Source organism: Prevotella sp. P5-126, assembly GCF_002251185.1.
In the GTDB taxonomy this organism is placed as follows: Bacteria; Bacteroidota; Bacteroidia; order Bacteroidales; family Bacteroidaceae; genus Prevotella.
Genome location: NZ_NPIZ01000069.1, coordinates 26127 through 51613, shown reverse-complemented (window position 1 = coordinate 51613; position 25487 = coordinate 26127). Strand labels below are relative to the sequence as shown.

Sequence of the window (25487 nt, the reverse complement as noted above, 5' to 3'; positions counted from 1 at the left end):
GCATCGTGGGGTAAGGGGATGGTGGCTACATATTGATGTTGTGCTGTTGCTTTTTACTGAAAGCTGCTACTAACGACTCATAAATCTACCCTTAATCGTGTATTGGATGATAGTTGCGGATTTTAGGAGTAAGAAATAGGTAAACAGACCGTGGCGCTTCTCGTTGTAGGGATAGGCGGTCTGGTCTTCTTTTGTGGCACTCAATACGGCTACCTTACCGCTGACCTGTTCGGCTTTGGGCTTGATGCTCACACCCTTGGTGCTGGTGAGCATGCCACCGTTGCGTTGTGCTCCGCTGAAACAAGCATCGAGGAATACCATTACGGCATTGGTCTGCAGTCCTGCCAGTTGTTCATAGAGTGTGGATAGGGGGTAAGCACTCTCAGGATCGTTTGCTATACCGTCGGCAGGCAACAGATAGGCTTTGCGGCTTACCTCATCAGGCATTCCGTGACCAGAATAATAGAAGATGATATTGGCCTTCTGTCCGAAAGCCTTGCTGATATTTTGTGCCCATTTCATTTCTGCACGCATCTGGTTTTTGGTGGCATTGAGTTTCATGTGGATGTTTTCTTCAGGAATGCCCAAGGTCCTGATGCAGTATTGGCGGAATATCCTGCCATCGTTTTCGGCATAGTTGACAGCAGAGATGTTATTCTCCATATATTTCTCATTTGCCACAATAACCACAAACGTGTGTTTGTTGCTGTTGGCAGCTACCATAGGAATGTTCTGATCCACATCTGTCATGTCCTGTTTTGGACTGGGAGTTTGCTGGGCATAGTAGTTTTGCTGCGGCTCAGCCTTTGGCTTCTTAGCTCCGAGTTTTGCCAAATACTTCTGACCTTGTTCACCGCCTTTGAGTAAATCGTCTTGATAGGTTACATCACCGAAAAGATACTTGCATTTGCCACGCAGAAAATATACCTCTGTATTGGTGTCGTCGAGCATGAGCGACGAAGTGCAGTCAGCCACAGCCTCTACATAAGATTCTATGGCAGCGTATGCGGCAGTCCGTTTGTAGTAGTTCTCTGCAGTTTTACTTTCCTTGTCCTTCAGAACCTTATCCATCAGCCTGATAGCATCGCCATAATTTTTCTGTTTCATCAGCTTGGTGTAGGTCTGTTGATTCTCTTCATTGGTTTGCGCAACTATATTGCCCGTCAGTAGGAAAAGCAGCAGACAGGTCAATATTCCAAATCTATAATACCTTTGTTTCATAAGGATAGGTTTTTTTAATTAATTCATGCTTACAAATTTACACGTTTTTCTCTGAAACAAAGAACATTATACTCAAAAAATGTGTGGTACAAGGCTAAAGTCTTATCTTTATGGTGATGATTACTATTTCAACATGCAAATGTGACCACGTAATTAGTGTTCCATTTGTACGACCGTGGTGGCTCCCATCAGTCTCCTATCTTGCTTGTATGATTATTGGGACTTACGTGGGACTTCTAACGGAGTTACATGGGATGTGATACGTACATTTAGCAATGGTAAGTGTGGGGCGCTAATAATAATGGAAAGTAATGTGATAATGTAAAATAGTCATCGTATTTGTAAAGTGTTTTATATTAATGGTTTATGCACTAAGCGGTAGAAAAGTGATAACCTAGATTCTAAAGATTGAGAAAAAGACGAATATTTAACGTTTGTAACTTTTTTGAACCACAAATAGCATACAAGTGTGCCATGATTTGATTAAGTCATGGCATTTTATTCTTGAAGTCGTCTTTTCTGGCTATATTGCCACCTAATGTAAAAAACGACACATTATTTATATAGGAATGCCATCTGCACAACAAGAAAAACACTATAATTTGCCAATGAAACTTAATTTCAACACTTAAAGTATTGTTGTATGAAAGAAATTTTATATCTTTGTGGTCGGAAATATTTGTTATCATTCCGACCATAATTTATATACAAAATCAATGGAGAATGCAGTAGTACAGCAGATTAGAAAGAAGATTACTCGCAGTAAATTCGGCGAGATATTCTTTGTTTCTTCTTTTCCTCAGTATGATGTTGAGTATGTCACAAAGTTACTCGCCATATTTGAGAAAGAAGGATTGGTTACCCGTATAGCCAAGGGTGTGTATGTCAAGCCACGCAAGACACGTTTTGGCATCCTTTACCCTTCGGCTTACGAATTAGTGAAAGAAATTGCTAAACGAGATAAGGCAAAAGTTATACCAACTGGAGCCATAGCCGCTAATCGCTTAGGATTCTCAACGCAAGTACCCATGAATACTATTTTTCTGACTACTGGGTCTGGGCGAAAATTGAAATTAGGGAATCGAACAGTGACTCTGAAGCATGGGGCACCTAAGAACTTTGCATTCCGAGGACGTTTGATGCCAGAACTGGTACAGGCATTACGCAACATTGGTGAGCATAACATCACTCAGGATGTTGAAGCGAGGATTGGACAATTGTTCTCAGAAACTCCTGAGACTGACACCATAGAATATGATTTATTGTTGGCTCCTGTATGGATGCGACAAATTATAAAGAAAGGAATAAAGCAATGAGTAAATGGATAGATTTCTCGCTCGACGAGCGAAAGGCGATGATACAAGGTGTAGTTGAGGCAAGACAAATTGATGAAGCTGCTGCTGAGAAGGACTGGTGGGTAACAGCAGTATTGTATGCGCTGTTTCACACTAGCGTATCTGAGTATCTGTTGTTCAAAGGCGGTACAAGCCTGAGTAAAGGCTGGGACATCATCAACCGATTCAGTGAAGATATAGACTTGGCGTTGAGCCGTGACTATTTCATGAACGTCAAGCAACTCTCTTGTGCGAGCTGTACCAGTAATACACAAATCCATAATCTTCGAGAGAAAGGGCAAGACTTTCTGTTTGGTGAGTTTAAGGACGAGTTGATGAAAAAACTGGCTGATTTGGGACTTGACGTAACAGTTCTAACAGACAATAACATAACCAATGAAAATGGCGAGACAAGAAAGGTACCACACGATAAAGACCCATCTGTTCTTTATGTTCAATATCCTTCACTCTACGATAGCCAAGTCGCATACGCAATACCAACGGTTAAAGTAGAGATTAGCGTGTTGTCAATGTCCGAGCCTTACGAGATGAGAAGAATTTCATCACTTATAGAACAGACCTTCAAGGATGAAGATGTGGATTCCGACCTTGTCCAGACAATCCGCACTGTCAGTCCCGCCAGGACTTTCTTGGAAAAAGCTTTCCTCTTGTGTGAAGAGTTCCAGAAGGACGAACCGAGAACGCATAGAATGACACGTCACTTCTACGACTTGGAGAGACTGATGCAAACCCCATACGCAGAAATGGCTCTTAATGATTTGGTGCTCTATCATGAGATTGTGGAACATCGTCGCAAGTTCTATCATGTTGGTTATGTGGATTACGACAAAGAGCTACCTGCCACTATTCAGATTGTACCAAGTGACGAACTGATGTCCTCTTACGAAGCTGACTATAACGAAATGAAGGAGAGCTTCATTTATGGGCAACCTCTGACTTTCGGCGAGTTGATGGAAAAGATAACGAACCTTCAAGAACAATTCCGAGCTTTAGATGTCCCTAAAGGTTGAATGTAGATGAATTTTTAACAAAATCTACTTTTTCTCCAACCTCTGCCACAGTTTGGCGCACCCCAGTATAATTTTGCAGAAAAACAATTTAAAATGATTAATAACGATAGAGGGCAAAGCCTGATTACCAAATACGTCTGGGTGATAGAAACCATATATCGCAGACGGAAGATTTCATTCAAAGAACTGAACGAGCTATGGCTTCGCGATGACATTAGCAGAGGTGTGGATATCCCCAAACGTACCTTCGACAACTGGCGTTATGTCATCTGGGATATGTTTGGCATCAACATCGCCAATGAAGGGCGTGGCGAGTACCGTTACTACATCGAGAATGAAGAGGATATTAGCAAGAACGGACTCCGTTCCTGGCTTTACAACACATTCTGTGTCAGCAATGCTTTAGCGAATAGCCAGAGCATCAAAGATCGTATCATCTTGGAGTATGTTCCATCGGGGCAGGATTACCTTCAGCCCATCATCGAAGCTATGAAGGAAAATCGTGTGCTAAACATGACCTATCACAGTTATTGGAAGGACGAGGAGAACAACTTCGATGTTCAGCCGTATTGTGTAAAACTGTTCCGGCAGCGTTGGTACATGGTGGCTCGTAGCACTTATTCCTATTATTATGAGAAAGGGCCACGTATCTATTCCCTTGATCGTATCAAATATCTTCATGCAACAGACGAGACTTTTGAAATGCCAAAGAACTGGACGGCAGAGGATTTCTTTGACGGCTGCTTTGGAATCATTGCAGAACAGTCTGTCAAAATCCAACCTGTTAAGTTAAAAGTATCAGCAGGACAGGCCAACTACATCCGTGACCTGAAGATGCACGAGTCGCAGGAAGAGATAGAGCGCAACGAGGAATACAGCATCTTCACCTTTAATCTCCGTCCTGAGTTTGACTTCCAGAAGGAATTGCTTTGGAGCGGCGAGGATATGGAAGTGCTCGAACCTATCTGGCTCCGTAAGGAGATTGCGGGGAAGATAAAGAGAATGTGGAACAAATACAAGGAGGACAAATAAATGAAAGACTTTGCAGCAATAGATTTTGAAACGGCTAACAATGAGCGTAGCTCTGTTTGTTCTGTTGGTATCGTCATTGTACGAAATGGTGAGATTGTAGATACGTTCTATTCTCTCATCCAGCCAGAGCCGAACTATTATAACTATTGGTGTTCTCAGGTGCATGGACTCTGCCAGGATGATACTGAGGATGCACCAGTATTCCCGAAAGTATGGGCACAAATAGTACCTCTAATAGAGGGTTTACCGCTTGTCGCTCATAATAAACCTTTTGACGAAGGGTGTCTGAAGGCTGTATTCCGTGTATATCAGATGGACTACCCAGATTACGAGTTTTACGACACTCTTTGTGTTTCACGACGAGTGCTCCCTGATTTAGAAAATCACCAACTTCAAACTGTAGCTGCCGCCTGTGGTTATATGTTAGATAACCATCATCACGCACTTGCCGATGCAGAAGCCTGTGCTTGGATAGCAAGAGAAATATTATAACTATTATTCATTATAGAAAATGATTAAAACACTACAACTTAGCAATAATATATTTCAGTATAAACTTGATGGCATGAAAATGGGAATCAAATGTGGCTGTCAAGTATCTGATATAATTGCAAGACATTTGTCTCGTCGCCCGTTTCATCTCAATGTCATAGAGGCGGCATGTCACGGAAGATTTAAGGAAACAGGACATAGCCTTGTACTTGCAGACATGCTCAGGCATCCAGCTATTCAGAATTCATTTATGGAACATCTTCTTGGACTAAGCCATGACTATATGGAGGTCACAGCAGAAACTGATAGAGTTGACGTTGCCCTCAAAGGTGATGATATCTTTGTTATAGTGGAGAACAAAGTAAATGCAGCAGAAGAGCAAAACTGTCAAGTATACAGATACGTACACGAAATTGCCATAGACAAGTATAGCTACGACCTATCTCAGATATATGTGCTATATTTGAATCCCACTAATAATAATCCGCCCTCAGAGTATTCTCTCTGTGACGAAAATAATGAAAACAACGTTTTTGAAGAATTGGGTGAGGATCACTATAAAGTCCTGTCATATAAATATGATGTCACAGATTGGCTTCGCAGTATATCGGTTAACAATGAGCCACATATCGTCAGCGCATTAGACCAGTATATAGATTTTTTAGAGAATAAATTTCACACAACTTCATTAGATATAGACATGAACAACGAAATTAAAGATTTTCTGTTAAAGGAACTCAAAGTGGACAACAGTACGTTGGAAGAACAACTGTCAGCTCTTGACAGTCAGTACAACAAAACACAGGAACTTCTCAGTTCTATAGATAGTCTCAAAATAGAACTGAGAAAAGAACTGTCACATAAGATGATGAGAGAGTGGCAACGACAGATAGAAGAGCAACTCTGCATAAAACTCTCACAAGACGATCATTCTTTTGGTGTACAACTCAATAACAAAGTGTGGTTAGGGGTATGGGATGGCTACGATTCTGCTAATCATCTACCGTACTGGGGATTTCAATACACTACATATAAAAAGGATGATAATCCCGAATTGTACAAATGTGTTGAGACGTTAATCACAGGAGCAGGAATCAATAAGTTCCAAGCGGATAACAAAGAGTTTATAGCATGGTATACTACTCAAAAAGGAGTTGAAAGGTTCACTTCACTTTACCATGCTGCAAAAGAAAAAGGTCTATTGCCGTAGCAGTATTTACCGAATAATGCTTGTACGTTTCGTTTTGAATGAAAATACTTATTGTCAATGAACAGGAGTATTGAACATGAGTTAAATGTCCTTTTTGCAGAGTGGGAATCCAAAATGAAGGCGAATGACAATACGTCCCATTTCACGAGGGATGGACTGATGTATAACAGTTTACCCAATGAGCAAAATGAGGACTTTTGGTTTTCTTCATCCAAGCGTGTCTTGTTTTTGTTGAAAGATCAGAATCAACAAGGAATGGAGAAGTGGGATGAAGACATCCGTGAGTGGTTGATAGATACAGTAAATGACAAGACCGAAAGCCAACTGAAGATAAAGGAGGCTAATAGAAATTTATCTCCTCGTTTTATTAGAAATCTCGCATATCTCCTTTGGGGATTGTCAAAGGCCGACAAAGACAACCCCTGGTGGTATGATGAGGTCATAAAGCATTTTGACGAAGTAAAAGATTTTTTCAACACCCAACCTTTCGCAATTGTTGAATGTAAAAAACAACCAGGTGGAGGAAAACTCGAAGACAAAAAACTTAAGCAACATCTTGCTGACTATGGGGATTTGCTCATACGTGAAATAGAAATACTGTCACCGACAATGATAGTATGTGCAGGAGGACCTATATATGACTTTGCTATCAACAAATTATATCCACAAGAGGAACTCATAACCATTGAAGGGCACCAAGAAATGCGTTTACATACATCGACAGGTACACTGATATTCTTTTCATATCATCCGAGCGATAGAAAAACTTCCCGCGACTTCTATGATAGTGGTGTTATGTATCATTATAGAGAGTTTTTAGAATATCAATTAAAAATGAAACAATAGTAACTATGGCAATTTGAAGGAATACAGTAAAATACACCATAATAGAAAAAATAGCTAATGCTCACCTATATCTCCGACACTTCCCACTATAAAGAGGTTCTTTCACGGGTGCAATCCGTGAAGCACATGCTTTGGATTGGTACTGCTGACATCAAAGACCTCTATGTGGAGGTGGGTAAAGAAAAGAAGCCGTTTCTGGCTCTCATTGCCCAACTTATTCGGCGTGGCGTGGAGGTAAGACTTGTACATGCCAGAGAACCTGGCCCAAACTTTCGGGAGGACTTTGACAAGTACCCTGTTCTTTACGACCGCTTGGAGCGAGTTCTCTGTCCTCGTGTTCATTTCAAGATGCTTGTCTTTGACGGAAAAGAAGTATATATCGGTAGTGCAAACCTTACTGGTGCTGGTATCGGTATGAAGACGGATAATAAAAGAAACTTTGAAGCTGGCATCCTTACAGATGAACCAGTAATTGTCGAACAAGCTATGAACCAGTTTGATGAAGTATGGATGGGTAAATTCTGTAAGACCTGCAAGCGTAGAGAGTTCTGTCCAGACCCAATAGCATAGTTTTTTTGTTAATAACAGCATTTTTCCAAGACCTCTGCCACCAGTTGGCGGAGGTCTTGGTTTTCTTTGCACTCAGAATTAAACATCACACAGTGCAATATGAGAAAATTATTCAAGAATAAAGAAAAGAAACATTTAAAAATCCATATATATGAATGGGATATTGATGTGTATGTTCCAGAAAATGAGGAACAACGTTATATTAAAGCTGCTGAGAATGTCAGCCAAAAAATAGAAGCATATATGGACATATATGTTCGACAGCAATATGTTCCACAAAAGAGCTATATGGAAATATTGTTAATGACGTTACTTGACATCGCTGTTACATCAACAGAAAAGGAACGTGTTCTTGGATTTAATAAATTTTGGAGACGAATCAATAATATAATCAAAAACAAGTAGCAATATGATTGACATTAACGATTACGACATTCAATGCATTGAGCATGAAATTCTTTGGAAGTACGACAAATCCCCATGTGATTATCCAGATTGTGACTGTTTGTTGTCCTTACGAAAGGATATGATAAACGAAAGGGTTCTTGCCAATCAGGAAGAAATACTCCCAGACATCATCGCATTCAATGATGCCATGACTGACGCTCTGCGGGAACTATATGACAGGGCACATCGTATCTGGAACAGCATCAAAGACAATGAGGATTTCAAGGGTGCCGAGATCGAGGCAAAATGCTATCTTAGTTACGACTATCCGAAACTTCATCCCGTCCAAGGTGATGATAGGCAAGATTTGTGGAATGCCATCTGTGATGCTGGTTGGAACAAATTATATGACGATGGTGTTTCGCTGACAAGTCTCTCCCTTCCTCGCAATGACGAATCATTTGAAAGCTTCATTGGAATGGATGATGGTTATAATAATTGGAATGAAGGACTCGACAGAGAACTCACTAAGGATTTGCACCTTACAAGTGCCTTCCACAACCTCTATGAACACATGGAGTTCGCAATTACAGACTTCGTCTATGTGCGTGAGTTTGAGACAGAAATCAACATTGAAATCCACAAATAGAATGAATACAAATGATGAATCGTTAATTAGAGAGGTGCTTGACTCGCGCAATAGTATCGTCAAAATAGATGCTAACGATGTGAGAGACTTGTTTCAGGAAGGAGGTGAAATCCATGCTTATAATGCTTCTGTAGATGCATCAATGAAGAAAAGGATGGAATTGCTGATGGATCTGATAATCGTAAACACCAAGAAGTATGAGCCATTCAGTCATGCTCTGATATTTTTATTCTTCCCAGAAGACCGCCCTTTACTGATGGAGGAACTAAAGCCATTTAGTGACTGGATTGAATCTGTACCAGGTGAATTGAGGATTAAGTGGGGAATGGCGACTCAATCTACTCAAGAACTTCGAGCAATTGTGTTATTACAATAATAGAAAACGAATTTTTCTGCTGTTTATAGGCCAAAAATCGAAAAAATACACTCTAAAACCATTGTTTTAGCTTTTTGAAATCTGTAATACTGTAATATTGTAACGCTTTACGCGTGTAAATATAATTGCGTCATAAAGCGAAGTTCATGCTCTTATGTAATGATTACTATGAAATGGAATAATATCACATTGAGATAAACGAAATTCGGGGACTCAACCTCATGGTGAGTCCCCGAATGGGTATGTTGCATTGAGTTATCAATTGCAATTACTTGATGTTGGGTTCTTCCAGTCCCAGACCTTTTTTCTTGTCAACAGCCTTCAGCACGAAACCGAGCAACAGGGCTGCAACGCCAAGACTTGCCAACATGATGAGGGGAGCGGTGTAGTCGAACTTTGTAGGATCGGTAACACCCGGATTAGACTTGTCGAGCACCTTACCGATGAGCAAGGGGAACAGCCACAAACCGATGTTCTGAATCCAGAAGATCAACGCATAGGCAGAACCGATAACCTTAGCATCAACCAGTTTGGGCACACTGGGCCACAATGAAGCAGGAACCAGCGAGAACGAACTTCCCAATACCAGAATGGTAGCGTAGGCAATGATGATACCACCCACAGCGCTATCCTTGAACAAAGGCAGAATGAAGGCAAAGGTCAGGTGGCAAGCGATAAGCAATACCGAACCGAGTATCAACATAGAAGCTGCCTTACCCTTGTGGTCAACATAACTGCCGAGGATTGGGGTGATGAGTACTGCCAACAGTGGGAATACAGCGAAGATACTCTCTGCCGACTGACGCATGTAACCCATGTAACAATAGGTTATGAGCGAGATAATTGAAAAGGCGAGCAGGATAAACTGGTTCCTCTTTACCTTTTGGAAATTGCTGGCAAAACCTGCAGCAGCTACGATGAGCATGATAACATACTGTACGATGGTTACAGAAGAACTTGCCCAAAACGAATCCTGTGAAGGTTCAACGAGGGTGAGGTTACACTGCAGCATGTTTACCGCATACTTCTGGAAGGGGAAGATAGCTGAATAGTAGAGCACACACAACAGGGCAACGAGCCAGAAACCGCTTGACGTGAGAATCTGCCCCAGATCGCTAATTTTGAATGGATCGTCTTTCTCTTCAGCCTCACCAGTCTGACTGTCGAGTTTCTTATCCATGAAGAAATAAACGATGGTCATGATGAGGGCAATACACATCAGTACTACGCCGAAGGCAACGCTACGGCTAACGCTGATATTACCACCGAGCTTGGCAAAGAAGGGAGAGAAAATCATACAGGTGGCAACACCCAAACGTGCCAATGCCATCTCAGAACCCATAGCCAGTGCCATTTCGCGTCCCTTAAACCATTTCACAATACCGCGGCTCACGGTGATTCCTGCCATTTCGCAACCACAGCCGAAGATCATAAAGCCGCAGGCGGCAAACTTGGCTGAGGCGGGCATTCCCTCATAGAAAGGCGAAACGCCCAATTCGTCGAATACAGGAATGTAGTTGAGGTTGTTATTAAACCATACTTCCAGACTGCTGCCTGTGAAATAGTCGGTCACAGCGTACCACTTGACAATAGCACCAGTCAACATAACGGCTGCTGAAAGTACAGCGGTGAATCGCACACCCATCTTGTCGAGGATGATACCTGCAAAGATGAGGAAAAATACGAATACGTTGAGGAATACCTCCGAACCCTGCATGGTACCGAAGGCGGTAGAGTCCCATCCGCGATACTCCTGCATGAGGTCTTTGATGGGCGAGAGAATATCCATAAAGATATAGCTGCAGAACATGGCGAGGGCAAGCAACAGAAGGGCTGTCCAGCGCATGGCGGCAGAATCTCTCAGTGTTTTTTGAATTTCTTGTGTCATTTGTTTATTAGATAATTGTTTGTTGCAGAGTGAGTGGACAACGGATTATTTCTTCAACCAACGGTCGAGCCAGCCAAAGAAGGTGCGCTGCCACAGAATGCCGTTCTGGGGCTTCAATACCCAGTGGTTCTCATCGGGGAAGATGAGCAGTTCGGCAGGAACGCCACGCAGACGTGCGGCATTGAAGGCACCCATACCTTGGTTATAAACAATGCGGTAGTCTTTCTCGCCATGGATGCAGAGGATGGGGGTATCCCATTGATCTACGAACAAGTGGGGAGAGTTCTTATAAGTCTTGTCGGCACGAGCGGTACGGTCTTTCTTCCAATAAGCATCGTCGTACTCCTGATTGCTGAAGAATACTTCTTCGGTGTCGGTGTACATGGATTCGAGGTTGAAAGCACCATCGTGTGAGATAAACGCCTTGAAGCGCTTGTTGTGGTGACCAGCGAGATAATATACGCTGAAACCGCCAAATGAAGCACCAACGCAACCCAAGCGGTCTTTGTCAACGAAAGGCAGATTCTTTGCGGCATCATCGATGGCAGACAGATAGTCATCCATGCATTGGCCGGTCCAGTCGCCAGAAATCTCTTCTTTCCACTCCTGACCAAAGCCGGGGAGACCACGACGGTTGGGTGCGATGACTACATAGCCGTTGGCAGCCATGATCTGGAAATTCCAGCGATAGCTCCAGAACTGTGATACGGGACTCTGTGGACCGCCTTCGCAGAATAGCAGGGTGGGATATTTCTTACCTTCCTCATAGTTGGCAGGCAAGATAACCCATACGAGCATCTCTTTATTATCGGTGGTCTTTACCCAACGCTGTTGCACCTTACCGAAGGTGAGTTGGTCGAGAATCTGCTTGTTCTCCTGACTGATCTGGGTAACCTGAGTCTTCTCGATGTTCTTGCCGGGAGTAACCATATAGATATCTGTTGGAGCGGAAATGCTCTGGCGAGTAGCGAGGATGCGCTTACCGTCGTTGGCCAGTTGGAGCGAAGTCCAGTCAGACCAGTGGTCGGTCAGCTGACTTACCACGCCTTTGCGATCTACACGATACATGTTCTTGCAACCATGCCATACGCTGATGAAATAGAGCATGGCAGTTTTGTCTTTTGCAGGAGCCCAGCAGAAGGCATCGATATCTGAGTTGTGGGCAACGTACTGCTTGGTGCCGGTTTCGAGCGAATAGACACAGATGCGGTTAAGGTCAGACTCATAGCCATCGCGAGGCATCGACAGCCAAGCAATATATTTACCGTCTGGCGAGAACATAGGATTCTGGTCGTAGCCAGTATTGGCATTAGGGTCTGCATTGACAGCTTGATCCGTACGGGTGTGGGTCATGTCGGTTGCAGGCTGTTTCCAGTCGGCAGGTTTGCAGAGGTTGCGTGTCTCGCGCGTACCTATATTATAAAGGAAGATATCAGAGTCGGTCGAAGTAGCATATTCCATGCCGATTTTCTTGCGGCAAGTATAGGCAATGGTCTTCGAATCGGGACTCCATGCCAACTGTTCAATACCACCGAATGGTTCCATAGGACATTCGAAAGGTTCGCCTTCAAGAATATCTATACCCTGTCCAACTCCTTCAGAAGTCACTTCTGCTAAGAAAGGATGCTGGATGCTCTCTACGTAATGATCCCAATGGCGGTACATCAAGTCGGTAACGCGGCGTCCTGTAGCCAAAGGCAGGTCGTCGGGATTCTTCTTGATGATTTCGTGGAAAGGAATCGACTGTATGAGGATGACTTTCGTTCCGTCGGGTGAGAATTTGAAGCCTTCTACCTTGCCCCCAGTCTTAGTCAGTTGTTGGCGATCGCTACCGTCGGCTTTCATGGTCCAGATTTCTCCGCCACAGTTGAACGCAATGGTTTCGGCATTAAGCCATACGGGATCTGTCTCGCTCTTGCTGCTGGTGGTGAGCTGGCGTTGCTGGCTACCGTCGGCATTCATGATGCAGATGACCTGATGGCCTTTGTTTTGCTTCACGCTGTAGTAGCCTACTTGATAGACCACCTGACTGCCGTTGGGTGATGCAGCCACACCGCCAATGCGTCCCATGGCCCAAAGAGCTTCGGGAGTCATCATCCGGCTGTTGAGCTTGATGTTGCTTTTTCCAATGTTCACGTTGTCTTGTGCTTTTGCTGTCCCAGCGCCTATGATGAGCAGAGCGGTGGCGACAAGTGTAATTAGTTTGTTCATAGATTACAATTCTTAGCTATTTTTTCTTGATAGGATCGCATGTCAGTCCGCATCCCAGTTTCTTGAAAATCTTTCGATCTACTTCGCTGAGCATGACGGTGCTGTGAACTTGACAGTCGCGCAACTGTGGCAATTGCTCTAATGCGCGGCGACAGTTCTCATCGTTTTCCGAAAGTACGGAGAGCGCCACGAGTACCTCATCGGTGTGCAGACGTGGGTTTCTTGCTCCGAGAAATTCGGTCTTAGTCTTTTGAATGGGTTCTATCATGCTTTGTGGGATGAGTTTCACCTCGTGGTTGATGCCAGCCAGATATTTAGTGGCATTGAGGATTAGTGCGGCGCAACATCCGAGCAACGGACTCGACTTGGCGGTGATGATCGTACCGTCATGGAGTTCGATGGCTGCTGAGGTGTGTCCTGTTTCTGCTTTGTATTTAGCAGCAGCCACGGTAGTTTTGCGGGTGGCTGTGGTAATCTTAGCCTGATTGAAGAGCATCAGGATTTTGTTTACCTCGTTTTCATTGTCGGCACCATCAGCCAGTTTGTTGGTGGCAGCATAGTAGCGACGTATGATTTCATCCTTTGATGCTTGACAGCACACTTCGTCGTCGGAAATGCAGAAACCTACCATATTGACACCCATGTCTGTGGGTGATTTGTAGGGGTTCTCGCCATAGATTCCTTCGAAGAGCGCATTGAGCACAGGGAATATTTCTATGTCGCGATTGTAGTTGATAGCCACTTTGCCGTAGGCTTCCATGTGGAAGGGGTCGATCATGTTGACATCGTTGAGGTCGGCGGTAGCAGCCTCGTAGGCGATGTTGACAGGATGTTTCAGCGGCAGATTCCATACAGGGAATGTTTCAAACTTAGCATATCCGGCATGAACACCACGTTTGTTCTCGCCATAGAGTTGGCTGAGGCATACCGCCATCTTACCGCTTCCGGGTCCAGGAGCTGTGACGATGACGAGTGGGCGTTCAGTCTCTACGAAATCGTTTTTGCCGAATCCTTCGTCCGAGGCGATGAGTGCCACATCATGTGGATAACCATCGATGAGATAGTGTACGTAGGATTTGATGCCGAGACGTTCCAAGCGATGGCGGAAGGCATCTGCAGCACGCTGTCCGTCGTAGTGGGTGATAACTACTGAGCCGACCATGAAGTCGCGGCTCATAAATTCGTCGCGCAGTCGGAGCACATCTTCATCGTAGGTAATGCCGAGGTCGGCACGCACCTTGTTTTTCTCAATGTCATCAGCGCTGATGACGATGACTATTTCCAAACTATCGCGCAGTTGTCCAAACATGCGGAGTTTGCTGTCGGGCTTGAAGCCAGGCAAAACTCGTGAGGCATGATGGTCGTCGAACAGCTTACCGCCGAGTTCGAGGTAGAGTTTACCATCGAACTTGGCGATACGCTCGCGAATGTGTTCTGACTGTATTTTGAGGTATTTATCGTTGTCGAAACCTATTGTCATGATATTAGCGATCTTGTTATTTCTTGTGGAGATTGTTGCGCTGGCGTTGCAGTTCTTCCTGTTGCTTTTGTAGTGCTTCCAGACGTGCAGCCAGTCCACTTTGTTTCTTAGGATTGTTCTTGTTGGCCTGATAGTTGGCTTCCAGTATGGCGAGGAGTTTCTCGTCGTTAGTGGTTTTGCGGAGCAGCCACATGATGCTGGCAGAGAAGAACAGCGAGATGAAGTAATAGAAGTTAAGACCGCTGGAGTAGTCGTTGAAGATAAAGAAGAACATGAGCGGCATGATGTACATCATCCATTGCATCATCTTCATCTGCTCTGCCTGCTGTCCAACCATCTGGTCACGCTGTTGGCGCATAGAAATCCATGTGTAGATGAGCTGTGCGGCACAGAAGAGAATACAGGTGAGTGAGAGGTGGTCGCCGATACCCCAGATATTGGTGCCCCATTCAAAAATGGGGTCGTAGGTAGAGAGATCGTCCATCCAGAGGAAGCTCTGTCCACGCAGTTGAATGGCATTTGGAACAAACCAGAACATGGCAATCCAGATTGGCATTTGGATAATCATGGGGAGACATCCACCCATTGGGCTTACACCATATTTGGAGTAGAGCGACATCATCTCCTGTTGTTTCTTCATCTGGTCTTCCGGCTTGTCATACTGCTTGGTAGCCTCTTCGAGTTTGGGTTTGAGCACGCGCATCTTGGCAGATGACATGTAGCTCTTCTTTACCATAGGATAGGTAATAACCTTGAGGATGATGGTGATGAGAATAAGCACGACACCCATACTGAAGCCGAGGCTTGCCAGGAAGTCGAAGACATAGAGCGTGAACCAACGGTTGATCCAGCGGAAGAGTGTCCATCCGAGGTTGACGAGCTGTTCGAGGTCGAGGTCTTTGCCAAACTGGCTTTGTGCTTCTACACTCTGTATGAGGCGGAAATTGTTGGGACCAATATACATTTCAAACTCAGAGACCTTGACACCTGTTGGATCGAATGCAGTCTTGAGTTTTGCCTCAAACTGTTTCAGATAGTTGGTGCCTTTCTCCTGTGAGATGCTGGAGAGTGCAGCATTAGCCGAGAAGTTGTCTTTAGAAATGAAAGCAACGCTGAAGAACTGGTTGCGGAAAGCCACCCAGTCGAGTTCTTCCTCAATGGTTTTTGACTTATCACCCGACTCGGAGAGATTGTCGGTGCTACCTTTGCTCTCTTTATAGAAGATAGAGGTGTAGCGATTCTCAAAGGAGTGTCCCTTCTCGTGCTGGCGGCAATGGTCAGTCCATTCAATCTCCATCTCCTTATAGGTAGGTGCGAAGGCTTTTGCCAGTCCTTGAGCTTGAAGTGAGAAGTGGAGCATGTAGTCGTTGCCGAGTCTGTATTTCATGATGAGCTGTCCGCCATTGCTGGCTGTGGCTGTCATGGTGACGGTCGAGTCAGTTTGTTCTGATGGAACGAAGTAGAGGTCGGCAGTTACGATGTTGTCCTCTTTGCCTGCAAACAGGAAGTTGAGGTTTTGGTCCTTGGCATCGAAGAGTGTGAGGTCTTTAGCGCCATTGAGGTCTTTGAAACCGAGAATGCGAGCCTTGCGCACTACGCCACCTTTGGTGTCGAGTGTCAGTTCGAGTTTGTTGTTTTTCAGAGTAACCTGTTTTGATTTGCCGTTAAGGGCAGGGTAGAAGAGTGCCGTAGTGTCGGCAGCCAGCGCCTTCTCCTGTTGCTTTTTGTTGATAGTTTCTTGGGCAGCGGCCTTTTTAGCCTTGTCCTGGAGTGCATTGGCGATGGAGTCTTGTTGACGTGCGGCTTCGATCTGCTCTTGCGAGGGACTGTTGTACCAACTGAACCCTATCAGCACGACTGCGATGAGGATGAAACCGATGATGGTGTTCTTGTTCATTTCTTGTTGTTTTGTTCTTTCTGATTATTTTTTATTTATTATTGCTGTTTTTATGAAATCAAGGAAGAGCGGATGTGGATGGAGCACGGTCGATTGGTATTCTGGGTGGAACTGTGTTCCGATGTACCATTTGAGCTCTGGTATTTCTACTATCTCCACGAGATTGCTTTCTGGGTTTCGGCCTACACATTGCATGCCTTTTTGCTCATATTCCTTGATATAGTCACTATTGAACTCATAGCGGTGGCGGTGGCGCTCCTGTATGTGTTCTTTCTGATAGATGTTGAAGACGTGTGATCCTTGACGCAGGATGCAGTCGAATGCACCGAGTCGCATGGTTCCGCCCATGTTGGTGATGTCTTTCTGTTCTTCCATGATGTCAATCACGTTGTGTGGTGTCTTTTCGTCCATTTCCTTGCTGTTGGCATCAGTATAGCCTAACACGTTGCGTGCAAATTCGATGACCATCATCTGCATGCCGAGGCAGATGCCGAAGGTGGGGATATCGTGTGTGCGGGTGTAGTGGGCGGCTATGATTTTGCCCTCTATGCCGCGGTGGCCGAATCCCGGACAGATGACGATACCGTCTTGACCTGCCAGTTTTTGTGCCACATTATCTTCTGTAATGTCTTCCGAGTTGATGAATGTCAGCACAGTCTTGTGGTCGTTATATACTCCCGCTTGCGAGAGACTTTCGCGAATGCTCTTGTATGCATCCTGCAAGTCGTATTTTCCCACTAGTCCGATGTGTACTTCTTTTGTGGCTTTGTTGCGTCGGTCGAGGAAACTTTTCCATGGTCCGAGTTCTGGAGTGGGACCGACCTCCATGTTCATCTTGCGAAGAATGGCGGTGTCGATGCCTTGGTTTTGCATGTTGACCGGCACTTCATAGATGCTGGGTAGGTCTTCGCTCTGTATGACGCAGTCGTAATCGACGTTACAGAAGGCAGCCACTTTATGGCGTATCTCATCGCTCAGATGTTTCTCTGTGCGGAGCACGAGGATGTCGGGCTGTATGCCCACGCTCTGTAGTTCTTTTACAGAATGCTGGGTTGGCTTGGTTTTGAGTTCCCCTGCTGCTCTCAGATAGGGTACGTAGGTCAAGTGCACGTTGATGGCATTCTTTCCCAATTCCCACCTCAGCTGTCGGATGGCTTCCATGAATGGAGCACTCTCGATGTCGCCGATGGTTCCGCCAATTTCTGTGATGACGAAATCGTAGTGGTACTTTTCTCCCAGCAGTTTGACGTTTCTCTTAATCTCGTCGGTGATGTGTGGTACCACCTGAATGGTTTTTCCCAGATAGTCTCCGTGGCGCTCTTTGTCGATGACAGCTTTGTAGATTCGTCCTGTTGTCAGCGAGTTGGCCTTGGTAGTCTGAATGCCTGTGAACCGTTCGTAGTGTCCGAGGTCGAGGTCGGTTTCCATACCATCTACCGTAACATAGCATTCTCCGTGTTCATAGGGATTCAGCGTGCCCGGATCGATGTTGATGTATGGGTCAAACTTTTGAATAGTGATGTTGTAGCCACGGGCTTGTAAAAGCTTTCCTATTGATGAAGAGATAATGCCCTTTCCCAGTGACGATACTACGCCACCCGTGACGAAAATGTATTTTGTGTGTGTCATATGTAATAATATAAGTATAATTATTAATACAAGGTGCAAAGGTACGAATAAGTGAGCAGAATACAAAAGAAAACTTTTCTTTTCTTTTGTATTCTCGAACGCTAGTACCTAAGCGACAACGTCGCAGAGGTACGAATAAGTGAGCGAAATGCTAAAGGATATTTTGTTTTTCTTTCATTTTTGAACGCAAGTGTCAAACTATCCATGCTTATTCCCGATACATCTATAACGCTATCTATGGGTGTGCAACATCGGTATGGCGAAATAAATATGGGTATTAGGATATGATTTGAGATTTATTTCGTATCTTTGCATCCGAAATATTTGATAATGATGAAATACAAGTATCTGTTACTTCTATTGTTTACTCTGCTGACTGCCACACAGTCTATGGCCCAGCGCAGATTGACTAAAAGTGGTAGGGCAAGTGCCGATACCGCTTTGATTGTGAAGCAATATGCCGACTCGTTGGCATTACTCAAGCAACAGCTTGAAGAAGTGCGGCGAGTGAACGATAGCCTGCATAGCGAATCGACCGATGGGCGCTATTATCGCCTTTTTGCTCCTACAACATTCTATCACTCAGGTGTGAAGCGTCAGTTTTCGCTTGATGGAGAGAAAGGTGACGAAGTAGCAGAGGCTGTTGACAAAGCTATGCTCCAACTCTATATGAAGCGTCCAGACTTGGTGAAGAATAACGAGACACGTTTGAAGAAAGCTGGAACGCTACGAGAGGATGTCAACAAGGAAGTGAAGCAGAAGGTAGATCTTACACGAAAAGTTGAGTTGCAGCCAGAAGAACCAGAGGCTGTGCCCATCGGACTGGTAGTTACGAAGCCTAACTTCTGGAAGTTTAAAGGCGAAGGCTATCTGCAATTCCTGCAAAACTATGTGTCGGACAACTGGCATAAAGGTGGTGAGAGCAACTACTCGGCAGTAGGAGCTGTTACCCTTGAGATGAACTATAACGACAAGGATAAGATAACTTTTTCAAACAAGTTGGAGATGAAATTAGGTTTCCAAACCTCTCGCTCTGATACGTTGCATAAGTTTAAAGCCAACAACGACCTGCTTCGTCTGACCAGTAAACTCGGACTGCAAGCATCGAAAAAATGGTATTATACCTTGCAGTTGCTGGCTTATACGCAGTTTGCTAGAGGACTGAAATCCAACGATGAGTTTACCTATTCCGACTTCATGTCGCCTTTCGATCTCAACCTTGGTGTCGGTATGGAATATAAGCTGAAGGCGCTTAATGGAAAATTGACAGGTTCGCTCAACTTCTCGCCCCTCTCGTTCAACTTCCGCTATGTAGCACGCAATACTTTGTTGGACCGTTATAAACTTGGTGGTCACCATACTAAGGAGGACTTCGGTTCGCAGTTTACTGGTGATGTGAAGTGGACGATTACCGACCAAGTGACGTGGAAGAGTCGTCTTTACTATTATACCTCTTATCATCGTGGATTGATGGAATGGGAAAACCAATTCCGGTTTCAGGTGAGCAAGTATATCTCAGCCAACCTTTTCCTTTATCCTCGCTTCGACGATTCTGGCAAGCGCGACGACAAACTTGGCTATTTTCAATTCCAGGAATATTGCTCGTTGGGTCTGAACTATTCGTTCTGATTCTGCATTCGATACCCATACAAAGACTCCTCGACAGTAATTTGTCGGGGAGTCTTTGTATGCAGACCATTACTTCGGTATGTCTTTTGCTTTGTCTTTCGAAGTCTGTTTCGTGGTGTGACGGATATTGGAATGATGCTCTCAAGATAAGGTAGCGTCGTGATTGAAATAATGTAGCGTTTGAGAGATGGATTTGTGAGGTGTTGGGTCTCAGCTATGTCTCAAATAAAAAACCGGTCTGTTTACTTGATGCAAACAGACCGGTTTCATATTATAATTTCTTAATAGGTATTATTCTGTCATGTCACCTTCAATATAAAGACGAGTCATCTCTATAGCACCATTTGTGCGGATAGTGATGGTCTTTTTGAAGTGTCCAGGGAATTTTCCTTCGCCATTGTATGTCACCTTGATCGTACCTTTTCCACCGGGCTGAATGGGAGTCTTGGTGTATTCAGGAACGGTACAGCCACATGAGGCAATAGCCTGATTGATGACAAGTGGTTTCTCGCCTACGTTGGTGTAGGAGAAGGTGCAAGTCACTTTTGGATTCTTTTCAGAGAAAGTGCCAAAGTTGTGGGTGAGTTTCTCAAACTTGATTTCAGCAGGTTTCTGAGCCATCATCGTGGCCATTCCGCATACGAGCATCAAGGCCATAAGTATCATTTTTTTCATGTTCTTTCCTTTCTTTGTTCTTAAAAACGATACAAAAGTATGGCTTTTTCTTGATACATATGCAAAAAACAGATAGTTTTTTTGTATTTTTAACTGATGTCTTTCAGGTGAGTAACTATCAAATTCTATCTGTTTGTACTGATGATTGCATCCCGAACACATCCCGAACACATCCCGAACGCATCCCGAAAGAATAAGGTATAAATGGCCTTTGTAGTAGCCAATAGGTAGTTTGAAAGAGACAAATTCGTACCTCTGCGCCATAGTCGCTTAGGTACTTGCGTTCGAGAATAAAAAAGTAAATTGCTTTTTTCTTTTTGTATTCTGCTCACTTATTCGTACCTTTGATGCTACGCATCTTAGGTACTCTCGTTCGGAAATGAAAAGAAAAACGGGTTTTCCTTTTGCATTTCGCTCACTTATTCGTACCTTTGATGCTACGCATCTTAGGTACTCTCGTTCGGAAATGAAAAGAAAAACGGGTTTTCCTTTTGCATTTCGCTCACTTATTCGTACCTTTGCAAACTAAAAGAAAGAATAAAAAACGTAAGATAATGTACAGAACAAAAACTTGCGGTGAGCTTAGACTCACTGATGCCGGCAGCGAAGTGACACTTGCCGGATGGGTACAAAGAACACGTAAGATGGGCGGTATGACATTCGTTGACCTGCGCGACCGCTACGGAATCACACAGTTGGTATTCGATGAGTCGGCTGATGCCGCACTCTGCGAACAGGCCAACCGCATGGGACGCGAATGGTGCATACAGGTGACGGGTAAAGTCAGCGAGCGCCAATCGAAGAATGCTAAAATGCCTACTGGCGATATTGAAATTCTTGCCAAACAACTCAACGTGTTGAGCGAGAGCCTTACACCGCCATTCACTATTGAAGATAATACTGACGGTGGAGATGATATCCGCATGAAATACAGATATCTCGACCTGCGCCGTGCTGTTGTGAGAAAGAATCTTGAACTGCGTCACCGTATGACCATCTTGATTCGTAACTTCCTCGACAATCAGAACTTTATAGAGGTTGAGACTCCAATACTTATTGGAAGTACTCCTGAAGGCGCACGTGACTTCGTGGTGCCCAGCCGTATGAATCCCGGTCAGTTCTATGCTTTGCCACAGAGTCCACAGACCTTGAAACAGCTCTTGATGGTGAGTGGATTCGATCGCTATTTTCAGATTGCCAAGTGTTTCCGCGATGAAGACTTGCGCGCTGACCGTCAGCCAGAGTTCACACAGATAGACTGCGAAATGTCGTTTGCCGACCAGGAAGACGTACTTCAGATATTCGAAGATCTCGCACGCCATCTCTTTAAAGAAATTCGCGGCGTAGAGATTCCTAAGATGCAACGCATGACATGGCATGATGCTATGCGTCGTTTCGGTTCCGATAAACCCGATTTGCGCTTCGGCATGGAATTTGTCGAGATGATGGATGTGCTCAAAGGAACTGGTTCATTCTCAGTATTCAACGAGGCAGAATATATCGGCGGTATTGTTGTGCCAGGTTGCGCTGACTATACCCGCAAACAACTCGACCAACTGACCGAATTTGTGAAACGTCCACAGGTAGGCGCCAAGGGATTGGTTTATGTGAAATACAATGCCGACGGTACTGTCAAGAGCAGCATAGACAAGTTCTATACTCCTGAAGTATGGGCACAGCTCAAAGAAAAGACAGGTGCAAAAGATGGCGACCTCGTACTCATCCTCAGTGGTGACAATGCCAATAAGACTCGCGTACAACTCTGTACACTACGCTTGGAGATGGGCGACCGCCTCGGGCTGCGCGATAAAAACAAGTTTGAGTGTCTGTGGATTGTCGATTTCCCACTCTTTGAATGGAGCGATGAAGAACAGCGCCTCATGGCAACTCACCACCCATTCACATTGCCTAATCCAGACGACATCCCCTTGCTTGATGAACATCCAGAACGTGTGCGTGCGGTGGCCTACGACTTTGTCTGCAACGGCATCGAAGTCGGTGGAGGTTCACTCCGTATCCATGATGGTAAACTTCAGGAGAAAATGTTCCAGATTTTGGGCTTCACACCCGAAAAGGCAATGGCACAGTTTGGCTTCCTCATCAATGCCTTCAAGTATGGCGCACCCCCTCATGCAGGACTTGCCTTCGGTCTCGACCGCTTCGTAAGCATTATGGCAGGACTCGATTCCATCCGCGACTGCATCGCTTTCCCAAAGAATAATAGCGGACGCGATATGATGCTCGACGCACCTGGTGAGCTTGATGCCAAACAGTTAGAAGAACTTAACCTGTCTATTGACCTACGTCAAGAATAAAGCGGTAAAAGTGTAAATTTCATGTTAATACGTTAATATATTATAAGATTTTACCTAAATTTGCAACGGAATGTTAGGGAAAGATATTGAATAGTGTATTATTTAACGTAACTATGACAGAGAAAAAAACAACAAAGAAGGCAACTGCAACTGCTAAAGTTGCTGAGCCTAAAAAGGCAACCGTAAAGAAACCCGCAGCCAAGAAGGTTGCTGAAGTAGTAGTCAATGCAGAGAATATCGGCTTCAAGGCTGGTGATGTATATCAGGCACTCGCTGCTGCAGAAAAGGCTCTGACCGTTAAGGAAATTGCCAAAGCTGCTAAAATCAGCGAAGAGGAAACTCTCCTCGGTCTGGGATGGCTCTTCAAAGAGGGTAAGCTCGTTTCGGCTGAAGACAAAATCACATTGGCATAATCCAATATGAAACTATAGAAGAGGCCGGTAAGTTTTTCGCTTATCGGCCTTTTCTTTCCTAACAAATGACATACGACCAACAGATTCTACATATATTGACTGAAGCTGGCGAGCGCGGCATTTCGGTTCAAACCATAGCAAGACACGTCTTTAATATGAATGTGTCGTTTTTTGTATCTCCCGACTTTGAGGAAATACGCACCTATGTACAACAGTATCTCTTACGCAATTCACGATCGTCTTTGTCGCTCATAGAGAGAACAGAACGCAGAGGTTATTATCGTCTCAATACCAAAGGTTCGGCAGATGCCCGACAACTCATGCTCGAATTTCAAGAGCATGAAAACATCGAGGAAGCCGAAGATGAGAAACCTCAACAGCAAGATCTTTCGCTTAGTCTATTTGATTAGCGACCAATCAAACATACTTATTTTATTTCCTTATACACCTCTTCATAAAGACGAAGCAGGTTTTCTGTCGTCTTGCGCCATGAGAAGAGTTTGGCTCTCTCCAGTCCTACAGCCTTCTGTCGTTGGTAGAAGTCTGTATCACGTTCCAGTTGCAACATCTTCAACGCAATCTCATCACTACTTTCAGGGTTAATAAGAATGGCGTCATGACCAGCTATTTCAGGCATGGAAGATTTGTTTGATGTGATAACAGGTGTGCCACAAGCCATGGCTTCAAGCAAAGGAATGCCGAAACTCTCACGCAATGATGTGTAGAGAAATGCAAAGGCATTATTGTAGATATAAGGTAAATCGCTATTGATAATGTATCCAGGTATCACGATGTGGTCACGGATAGCCTCTATGCCGTTGCGCTCGATGATGCCATTGAGATATTCTTGGTCAAGATCAGCCATAAGCAAAGGACGTTTCACTTCTGATAGTTCCAGATATTTGGCATAAGCCACAAGCGTGCGTTCCGTATTCTTTTTCGGATCGGTATTGCCAAGGAAGAAGAAATAGCCAGCATCGGCAATATATTTTCTGTATTGTTGTTTGTCACTTTCTATAGGACGAAACCACTCGTTGTAACCGTTATAAATCATCTTCAACTGGCTGTCGGGCAGTTGAAGTTTCTGTTTGATATTGCCTAATTCAAAATCAGATACCGTAATGATGCGGCGACATTTCTTCAGAATGCGAGGCACATTCCATCGGCGGTAGAAATAACCCAGGTTTTGATAGAGCGATTTATTCTTTTTGTCGCGTGGCTCCAGAAAGATGATGTCGTGCAGCGTCAGCACCAATGGAATGTCGCACCAGATAGGTGCCGTATTGCTTGTGCAATGCAAAATATCTACACCTGCTTTTCTTGCGGCACGTGGTAAAGCCCATTGTTCCCAAAGCGGATAGGACGGACAATTGACTTCGATGATGTGAACATGTTCAGAACTCTCTATACAGCGATCAACGCTAGGTTTGACAAAGACAAAATACTCATGTGGGGTATCCATCTTTTGCAGTTCTTTAATCTCTTGAAGAACCACGAAATCCATGCCGTGTTTGTTCTTGCGGAATATGCGTTGCGCTTCAATACCAATTCTCATCATCTCACAGTCCTTATATGGGGAAATAGTTCTCAAATATTATTTAGTCCAGTCTCTTGATAATTCTTGCTGGAACACCAGCCACGACGCAATGGTCGGGCACATCTTTGCTGACCACAGCACCTGCTGCAACAACCGAATGGCAACCGATGGAAACACCAGGGAGGATGACGGCATTGGCGCCAATCCATACGTCATCGCCGATAATAATAGGTTGTGTGCTGATACCTTGCGCATCAATACGTAGATTGGTGTCTGCGAAATTATGGTTGAGCGCAGTTACGGTGATGCCTTGTGCCAGATTGACATGATTGCCGATTGCTACAGGGCCGATTACTGTGCAATGAAGCCCGATGCGCGTGTGATTACCAATACTGACGTCGCCTACAGCATTGTTGATACAGCAGAACGATTCTATCACACTATTCTTGCCAAGCGAAAACTTTCGGTAGGGTGGGGTGTCCATCCTCACACTACTGTATATCTTCGAACTGCGACCACGATGTTGATAGAGAGGCGCCAGTATTCTGATGTACCATCGGGGGCGTGCATCTCGTTGGTTCATGATGATACAGTCCAACAGATGTTTCAATCGTGGACTTGCTTTCAGCCGTTCTCGCATCGTTTCTTTGTCTTTCATGGCGGTA

23 protein-coding genes are annotated in these 25487 nt (G+C 44.5%); 14 read left to right on the top strand and 9 right to left on the bottom strand.

The features are described 5' to 3' along the window. Positions 1–69 precede the first annotated feature (69 nt). Positions 70–1221, bottom strand: coding sequence for a caspase family protein (locus CIK90_RS08125; protein ID WP_094464893.1), 1152 nt, complete (start codon positions 1219–1221; stop codon positions 70–72). Between the two features lie 716 nt (positions 1222–1937). Here CIK90_RS08125 and CIK90_RS08115 point away from each other — a divergent pair. From CIK90_RS08115 to CIK90_RS08070, 10 genes are all read left to right on the top strand, one after another. Then, a complete protein-coding gene (locus CIK90_RS08115; protein WP_094464889.1) occupies positions 1938–2537 on the top strand; it encodes a DUF6088 family protein in 600 nt (199 codons plus the stop codon). Further along, positions 2534–3586 carry a nucleotidyl transferase AbiEii/AbiGii toxin family protein gene (locus CIK90_RS08110; protein ID WP_094464888.1) on the top strand — a complete coding sequence of 351 codons (1053 nt, stop codon included), beginning with the start codon at positions 2534–2536 and terminating at the stop codon, positions 3584–3586. The genes CIK90_RS08115 and CIK90_RS08110 overlap by 4 nt, the downstream gene beginning before the upstream one ends. Positions 3587–3679: 93 nt before the next feature. Then, the gene (locus tag CIK90_RS08105) at positions 3680–4618 is read left to right on the top strand and encodes a YafY family protein (RefSeq protein ID WP_094464886.1); all 939 of its coding nucleotides are present in this window, start codon (positions 3680–3682) and stop codon (positions 4616–4618) included. Further along, entirely contained in the window at positions 4619–5110 is a 492-nt protein-coding gene (locus CIK90_RS08100; RefSeq protein WP_094464884.1) for a 3'-5' exonuclease, read from the top strand. A gap of 19 nt (positions 5111–5129) precedes the next feature. Continuing rightward, entirely contained in the window at positions 5130–6320 is a 1191-nt protein-coding gene (locus CIK90_RS08095; RefSeq protein WP_094447498.1) for a PD-(D/E)XK nuclease family protein, read from the top strand. Positions 6321–6377: 57 nt separating this feature from the next. Beyond that, positions 6378–7166: a uracil-DNA glycosylase family protein gene (locus CIK90_RS08090; RefSeq protein ID WP_094464882.1), complete on the top strand. Its 789-nt coding sequence runs from the start codon at positions 6378–6380 to the stop codon at positions 7164–7166. 57 nt (positions 7167–7223) lie between these two features. Next, entirely contained in the window at positions 7224–7736 is a 513-nt protein-coding gene (locus tag CIK90_RS08085; protein WP_094464880.1) for a phospholipase D-like domain-containing protein, read from the top strand. Between the two features lie 99 nt (positions 7737–7835). Then, positions 7836–8141 (top strand): cell division protein ZapA, encoded by a 306-nt coding sequence (zapA, locus tag CIK90_RS08080; RefSeq protein ID WP_094464878.1) that lies wholly within the window; start codon positions 7836–7838, stop codon positions 8139–8141. A gap of 121 nt (positions 8142–8262) precedes the next feature. Next, positions 8263–8772, top strand: a complete 510-nt coding sequence (locus CIK90_RS08075) for a hypothetical protein (RefSeq protein WP_254046307.1) — start codon at positions 8263–8265, stop codon at positions 8770–8772. Position 8773: 1 nt separating this feature from the next. Continuing rightward, positions 8774–9148, top strand: a complete 375-nt coding sequence (locus tag CIK90_RS08070) for a hypothetical protein (RefSeq protein ID WP_094464874.1) — start codon at positions 8774–8776, stop codon at positions 9146–9148. 268 nt (positions 9149–9416) lie between these two features. Here CIK90_RS08070 and CIK90_RS08065 read toward each other — a convergent pair whose 3' ends face one another. The 5 genes from CIK90_RS08065 to CIK90_RS08045 are packed head-to-tail and all read right to left on the bottom strand — an operon-like array spanning position 9417 to position 18253. Then, positions 9417–11036 (bottom strand): MFS transporter, encoded by a 1620-nt coding sequence (locus tag CIK90_RS08065; protein ID WP_094390681.1) that lies wholly within the window; start codon positions 11034–11036, stop codon positions 9417–9419. 45 nt (positions 11037–11081) lie between these two features. Further along, complete coding sequence (locus CIK90_RS08060) at positions 11082–13247, bottom strand: S9 family peptidase (protein ID WP_094464872.1); 2166 nt, start codon at positions 13245–13247, stop codon at positions 11082–11084. A 16-nt stretch (positions 13248–13263) separates the two neighbouring features. Next, positions 13264–14727 carry a DUF1846 domain-containing protein gene (locus CIK90_RS08055; RefSeq protein ID WP_094390679.1) on the bottom strand — a complete coding sequence of 488 codons (1464 nt, stop codon included), beginning with the start codon at positions 14725–14727 and terminating at the stop codon, positions 13264–13266. A 16-nt stretch (positions 14728–14743) separates the two neighbouring features. Next, positions 14744–16624 (bottom strand): membrane protein insertase YidC, encoded by a 1881-nt coding sequence (yidC, locus tag CIK90_RS08050; RefSeq protein WP_094464870.1) that lies wholly within the window; start codon positions 16622–16624, stop codon positions 14744–14746. A gap of 24 nt (positions 16625–16648) precedes the next feature. Further along, positions 16649–18253, bottom strand: coding sequence for a CTP synthase (locus CIK90_RS08045; protein WP_094464868.1), 1605 nt, complete (start codon positions 18251–18253; stop codon positions 16649–16651). Between the two features lie 330 nt (positions 18254–18583). Here CIK90_RS08045 and CIK90_RS08040 point away from each other — a divergent pair, with 330 nt between their 5' ends. Continuing rightward, positions 18584–19882, top strand: coding sequence for a DUF3078 domain-containing protein (locus CIK90_RS08040; protein ID WP_371595989.1), 1299 nt, complete (start codon positions 18584–18586; stop codon positions 19880–19882). A gap of 291 nt (positions 19883–20173) precedes the next feature. Here the strand turns inward: CIK90_RS08040 and CIK90_RS08035 are convergent, their stop codons facing one another. Next, positions 20174–20557, bottom strand: a complete 384-nt coding sequence (locus CIK90_RS08035; RefSeq protein ID WP_094435741.1) for a DUF1573 domain-containing protein — start codon at positions 20555–20557, stop codon at positions 20174–20176. A gap of 554 nt (positions 20558–21111) precedes the next feature. Between CIK90_RS08035 and aspS the strand changes: the two genes are divergently transcribed. From aspS to CIK90_RS08020, 3 genes are all read left to right on the top strand, one after another. Further along, positions 21112–22872: an aspartate--tRNA ligase gene (gene aspS, locus CIK90_RS08030; protein WP_094464866.1), complete on the top strand. Its 1761-nt coding sequence runs from the start codon at positions 21112–21114 to the stop codon at positions 22870–22872. 113 nt (positions 22873–22985) lie between these two features. Next, complete coding sequence (locus CIK90_RS08025; RefSeq protein WP_094390674.1) at positions 22986–23285, top strand: winged helix-turn-helix domain-containing protein; 300 nt, start codon at positions 22986–22988, stop codon at positions 23283–23285. A 65-nt stretch (positions 23286–23350) separates the two neighbouring features. Beyond that, complete coding sequence (locus CIK90_RS08020) at positions 23351–23695, top strand: hypothetical protein (RefSeq protein ID WP_094390673.1); 345 nt, start codon at positions 23351–23353, stop codon at positions 23693–23695. Positions 23696–23712: 17 nt separating this feature from the next. On the opposite strand, the gene CIK90_RS08015 is transcribed toward CIK90_RS08020, so the two are convergent. Together CIK90_RS08015 and CIK90_RS08010 are read right to left on the bottom strand one after the other, a co-directional pair. Further along, positions 23713–24840, bottom strand: coding sequence for a glycosyltransferase family 1 protein (locus CIK90_RS08015; RefSeq protein WP_094464897.1), 1128 nt, complete (start codon positions 24838–24840; stop codon positions 23713–23715). A gap of 43 nt (positions 24841–24883) precedes the next feature. Continuing rightward, positions 24884–25480, bottom strand: coding sequence for a DapH/DapD/GlmU-related protein (locus CIK90_RS08010; protein WP_094435739.1), 597 nt, complete (start codon positions 25478–25480; stop codon positions 24884–24886). Between the last annotated feature and the right edge of the window lie 7 nt (positions 25481–25487).

Coding starts and splice junctions, on each gene's coding strand:
- CIK90_RS08055 (WP_094390679.1), bottom strand. CDS start 14,727: ATGACAATAGGTTTCGACAACGATAAATACCTCAAAATACAGTCAGAA.
- CIK90_RS08110 (WP_094464888.1), top strand. CDS start 2,534: ATGAGTAAATGGATAGATTTCTCGCTCGACGAGCGAAAGGCGATGATA.
- CIK90_RS08095 (WP_094447498.1), top strand. CDS start 5,130: ATGATTAAAACACTACAACTTAGCAATAATATATTTCAGTATAAACTT.
- CIK90_RS08105 (WP_094464886.1), top strand. CDS start 3,680: ATGATTAATAACGATAGAGGGCAAAGCCTGATTACCAAATACGTCTGG.
- CIK90_RS08070 (WP_094464874.1), top strand. CDS start 8,774: ATGAATACAAATGATGAATCGTTAATTAGAGAGGTGCTTGACTCGCGC.
- CIK90_RS08090 (WP_094464882.1), top strand. CDS start 6,378: ATGAACAGGAGTATTGAACATGAGTTAAATGTCCTTTTTGCAGAGTGG.
- CIK90_RS08060 (WP_094464872.1), bottom strand. CDS start 13,247: ATGAACAAACTAATTACACTTGTCGCCACCGCTCTGCTCATCATAGGC.
- CIK90_RS08010 (WP_094435739.1), bottom strand. CDS start 25,480: ATGAAAGACAAAGAAACGATGCGAGAACGGCTGAAAGCAAGTCCACGA.
- CIK90_RS08020 (WP_094390673.1), top strand. CDS start 23,351: ATGACATACGACCAACAGATTCTACATATATTGACTGAAGCTGGCGAG.
- CIK90_RS08075 (WP_254046307.1), top strand. CDS start 8,263: ATGATAAACGAAAGGGTTCTTGCCAATCAGGAAGAAATACTCCCAGAC.
- aspS (WP_094464866.1), top strand. CDS start 21,112: ATGTACAGAACAAAAACTTGCGGTGAGCTTAGACTCACTGATGCCGGC.
- CIK90_RS08015 (WP_094464897.1), bottom strand. CDS start 24,840: ATGAGAATTGGTATTGAAGCGCAACGCATATTCCGCAAGAACAAACAC.
- CIK90_RS08035 (WP_094435741.1), bottom strand. CDS start 20,557: ATGAAAAAAATGATACTTATGGCCTTGATGCTCGTATGCGGAATGGCC.
- zapA (WP_094464878.1), top strand. CDS start 7,836: ATGAGAAAATTATTCAAGAATAAAGAAAAGAAACATTTAAAAATCCAT.
- CIK90_RS08025 (WP_094390674.1), top strand. CDS start 22,986: ATGACAGAGAAAAAAACAACAAAGAAGGCAACTGCAACTGCTAAAGTT.
- CIK90_RS08125 (WP_094464893.1), bottom strand. CDS start 1,221: ATGAAACAAAGGTATTATAGATTTGGAATATTGACCTGTCTGCTGCTT.
- yidC (WP_094464870.1), bottom strand. CDS start 16,624: ATGAACAAGAACACCATCATCGGTTTCATCCTCATCGCAGTCGTGCTG.
- CIK90_RS08085 (WP_094464880.1), top strand. CDS start 7,224: ATGCTCACCTATATCTCCGACACTTCCCACTATAAAGAGGTTCTTTCA.
- CIK90_RS08045 (WP_094464868.1), bottom strand. CDS start 18,253: ATGACACACACAAAATACATTTTCGTCACGGGTGGCGTAGTATCGTCA.
- CIK90_RS08040 (WP_371595989.1), top strand. CDS start 18,584: ATGATGAAATACAAGTATCTGTTACTTCTATTGTTTACTCTGCTGACT.
- CIK90_RS08100 (WP_094464884.1), top strand. CDS start 4,619: ATGAAAGACTTTGCAGCAATAGATTTTGAAACGGCTAACAATGAGCGT.
- CIK90_RS08115 (WP_094464889.1), top strand. CDS start 1,938: ATGGAGAATGCAGTAGTACAGCAGATTAGAAAGAAGATTACTCGCAGT.
- CIK90_RS08065 (WP_094390681.1), bottom strand. CDS start 11,036: ATGACACAAGAAATTCAAAAAACACTGAGAGATTCTGCCGCCATGCGC.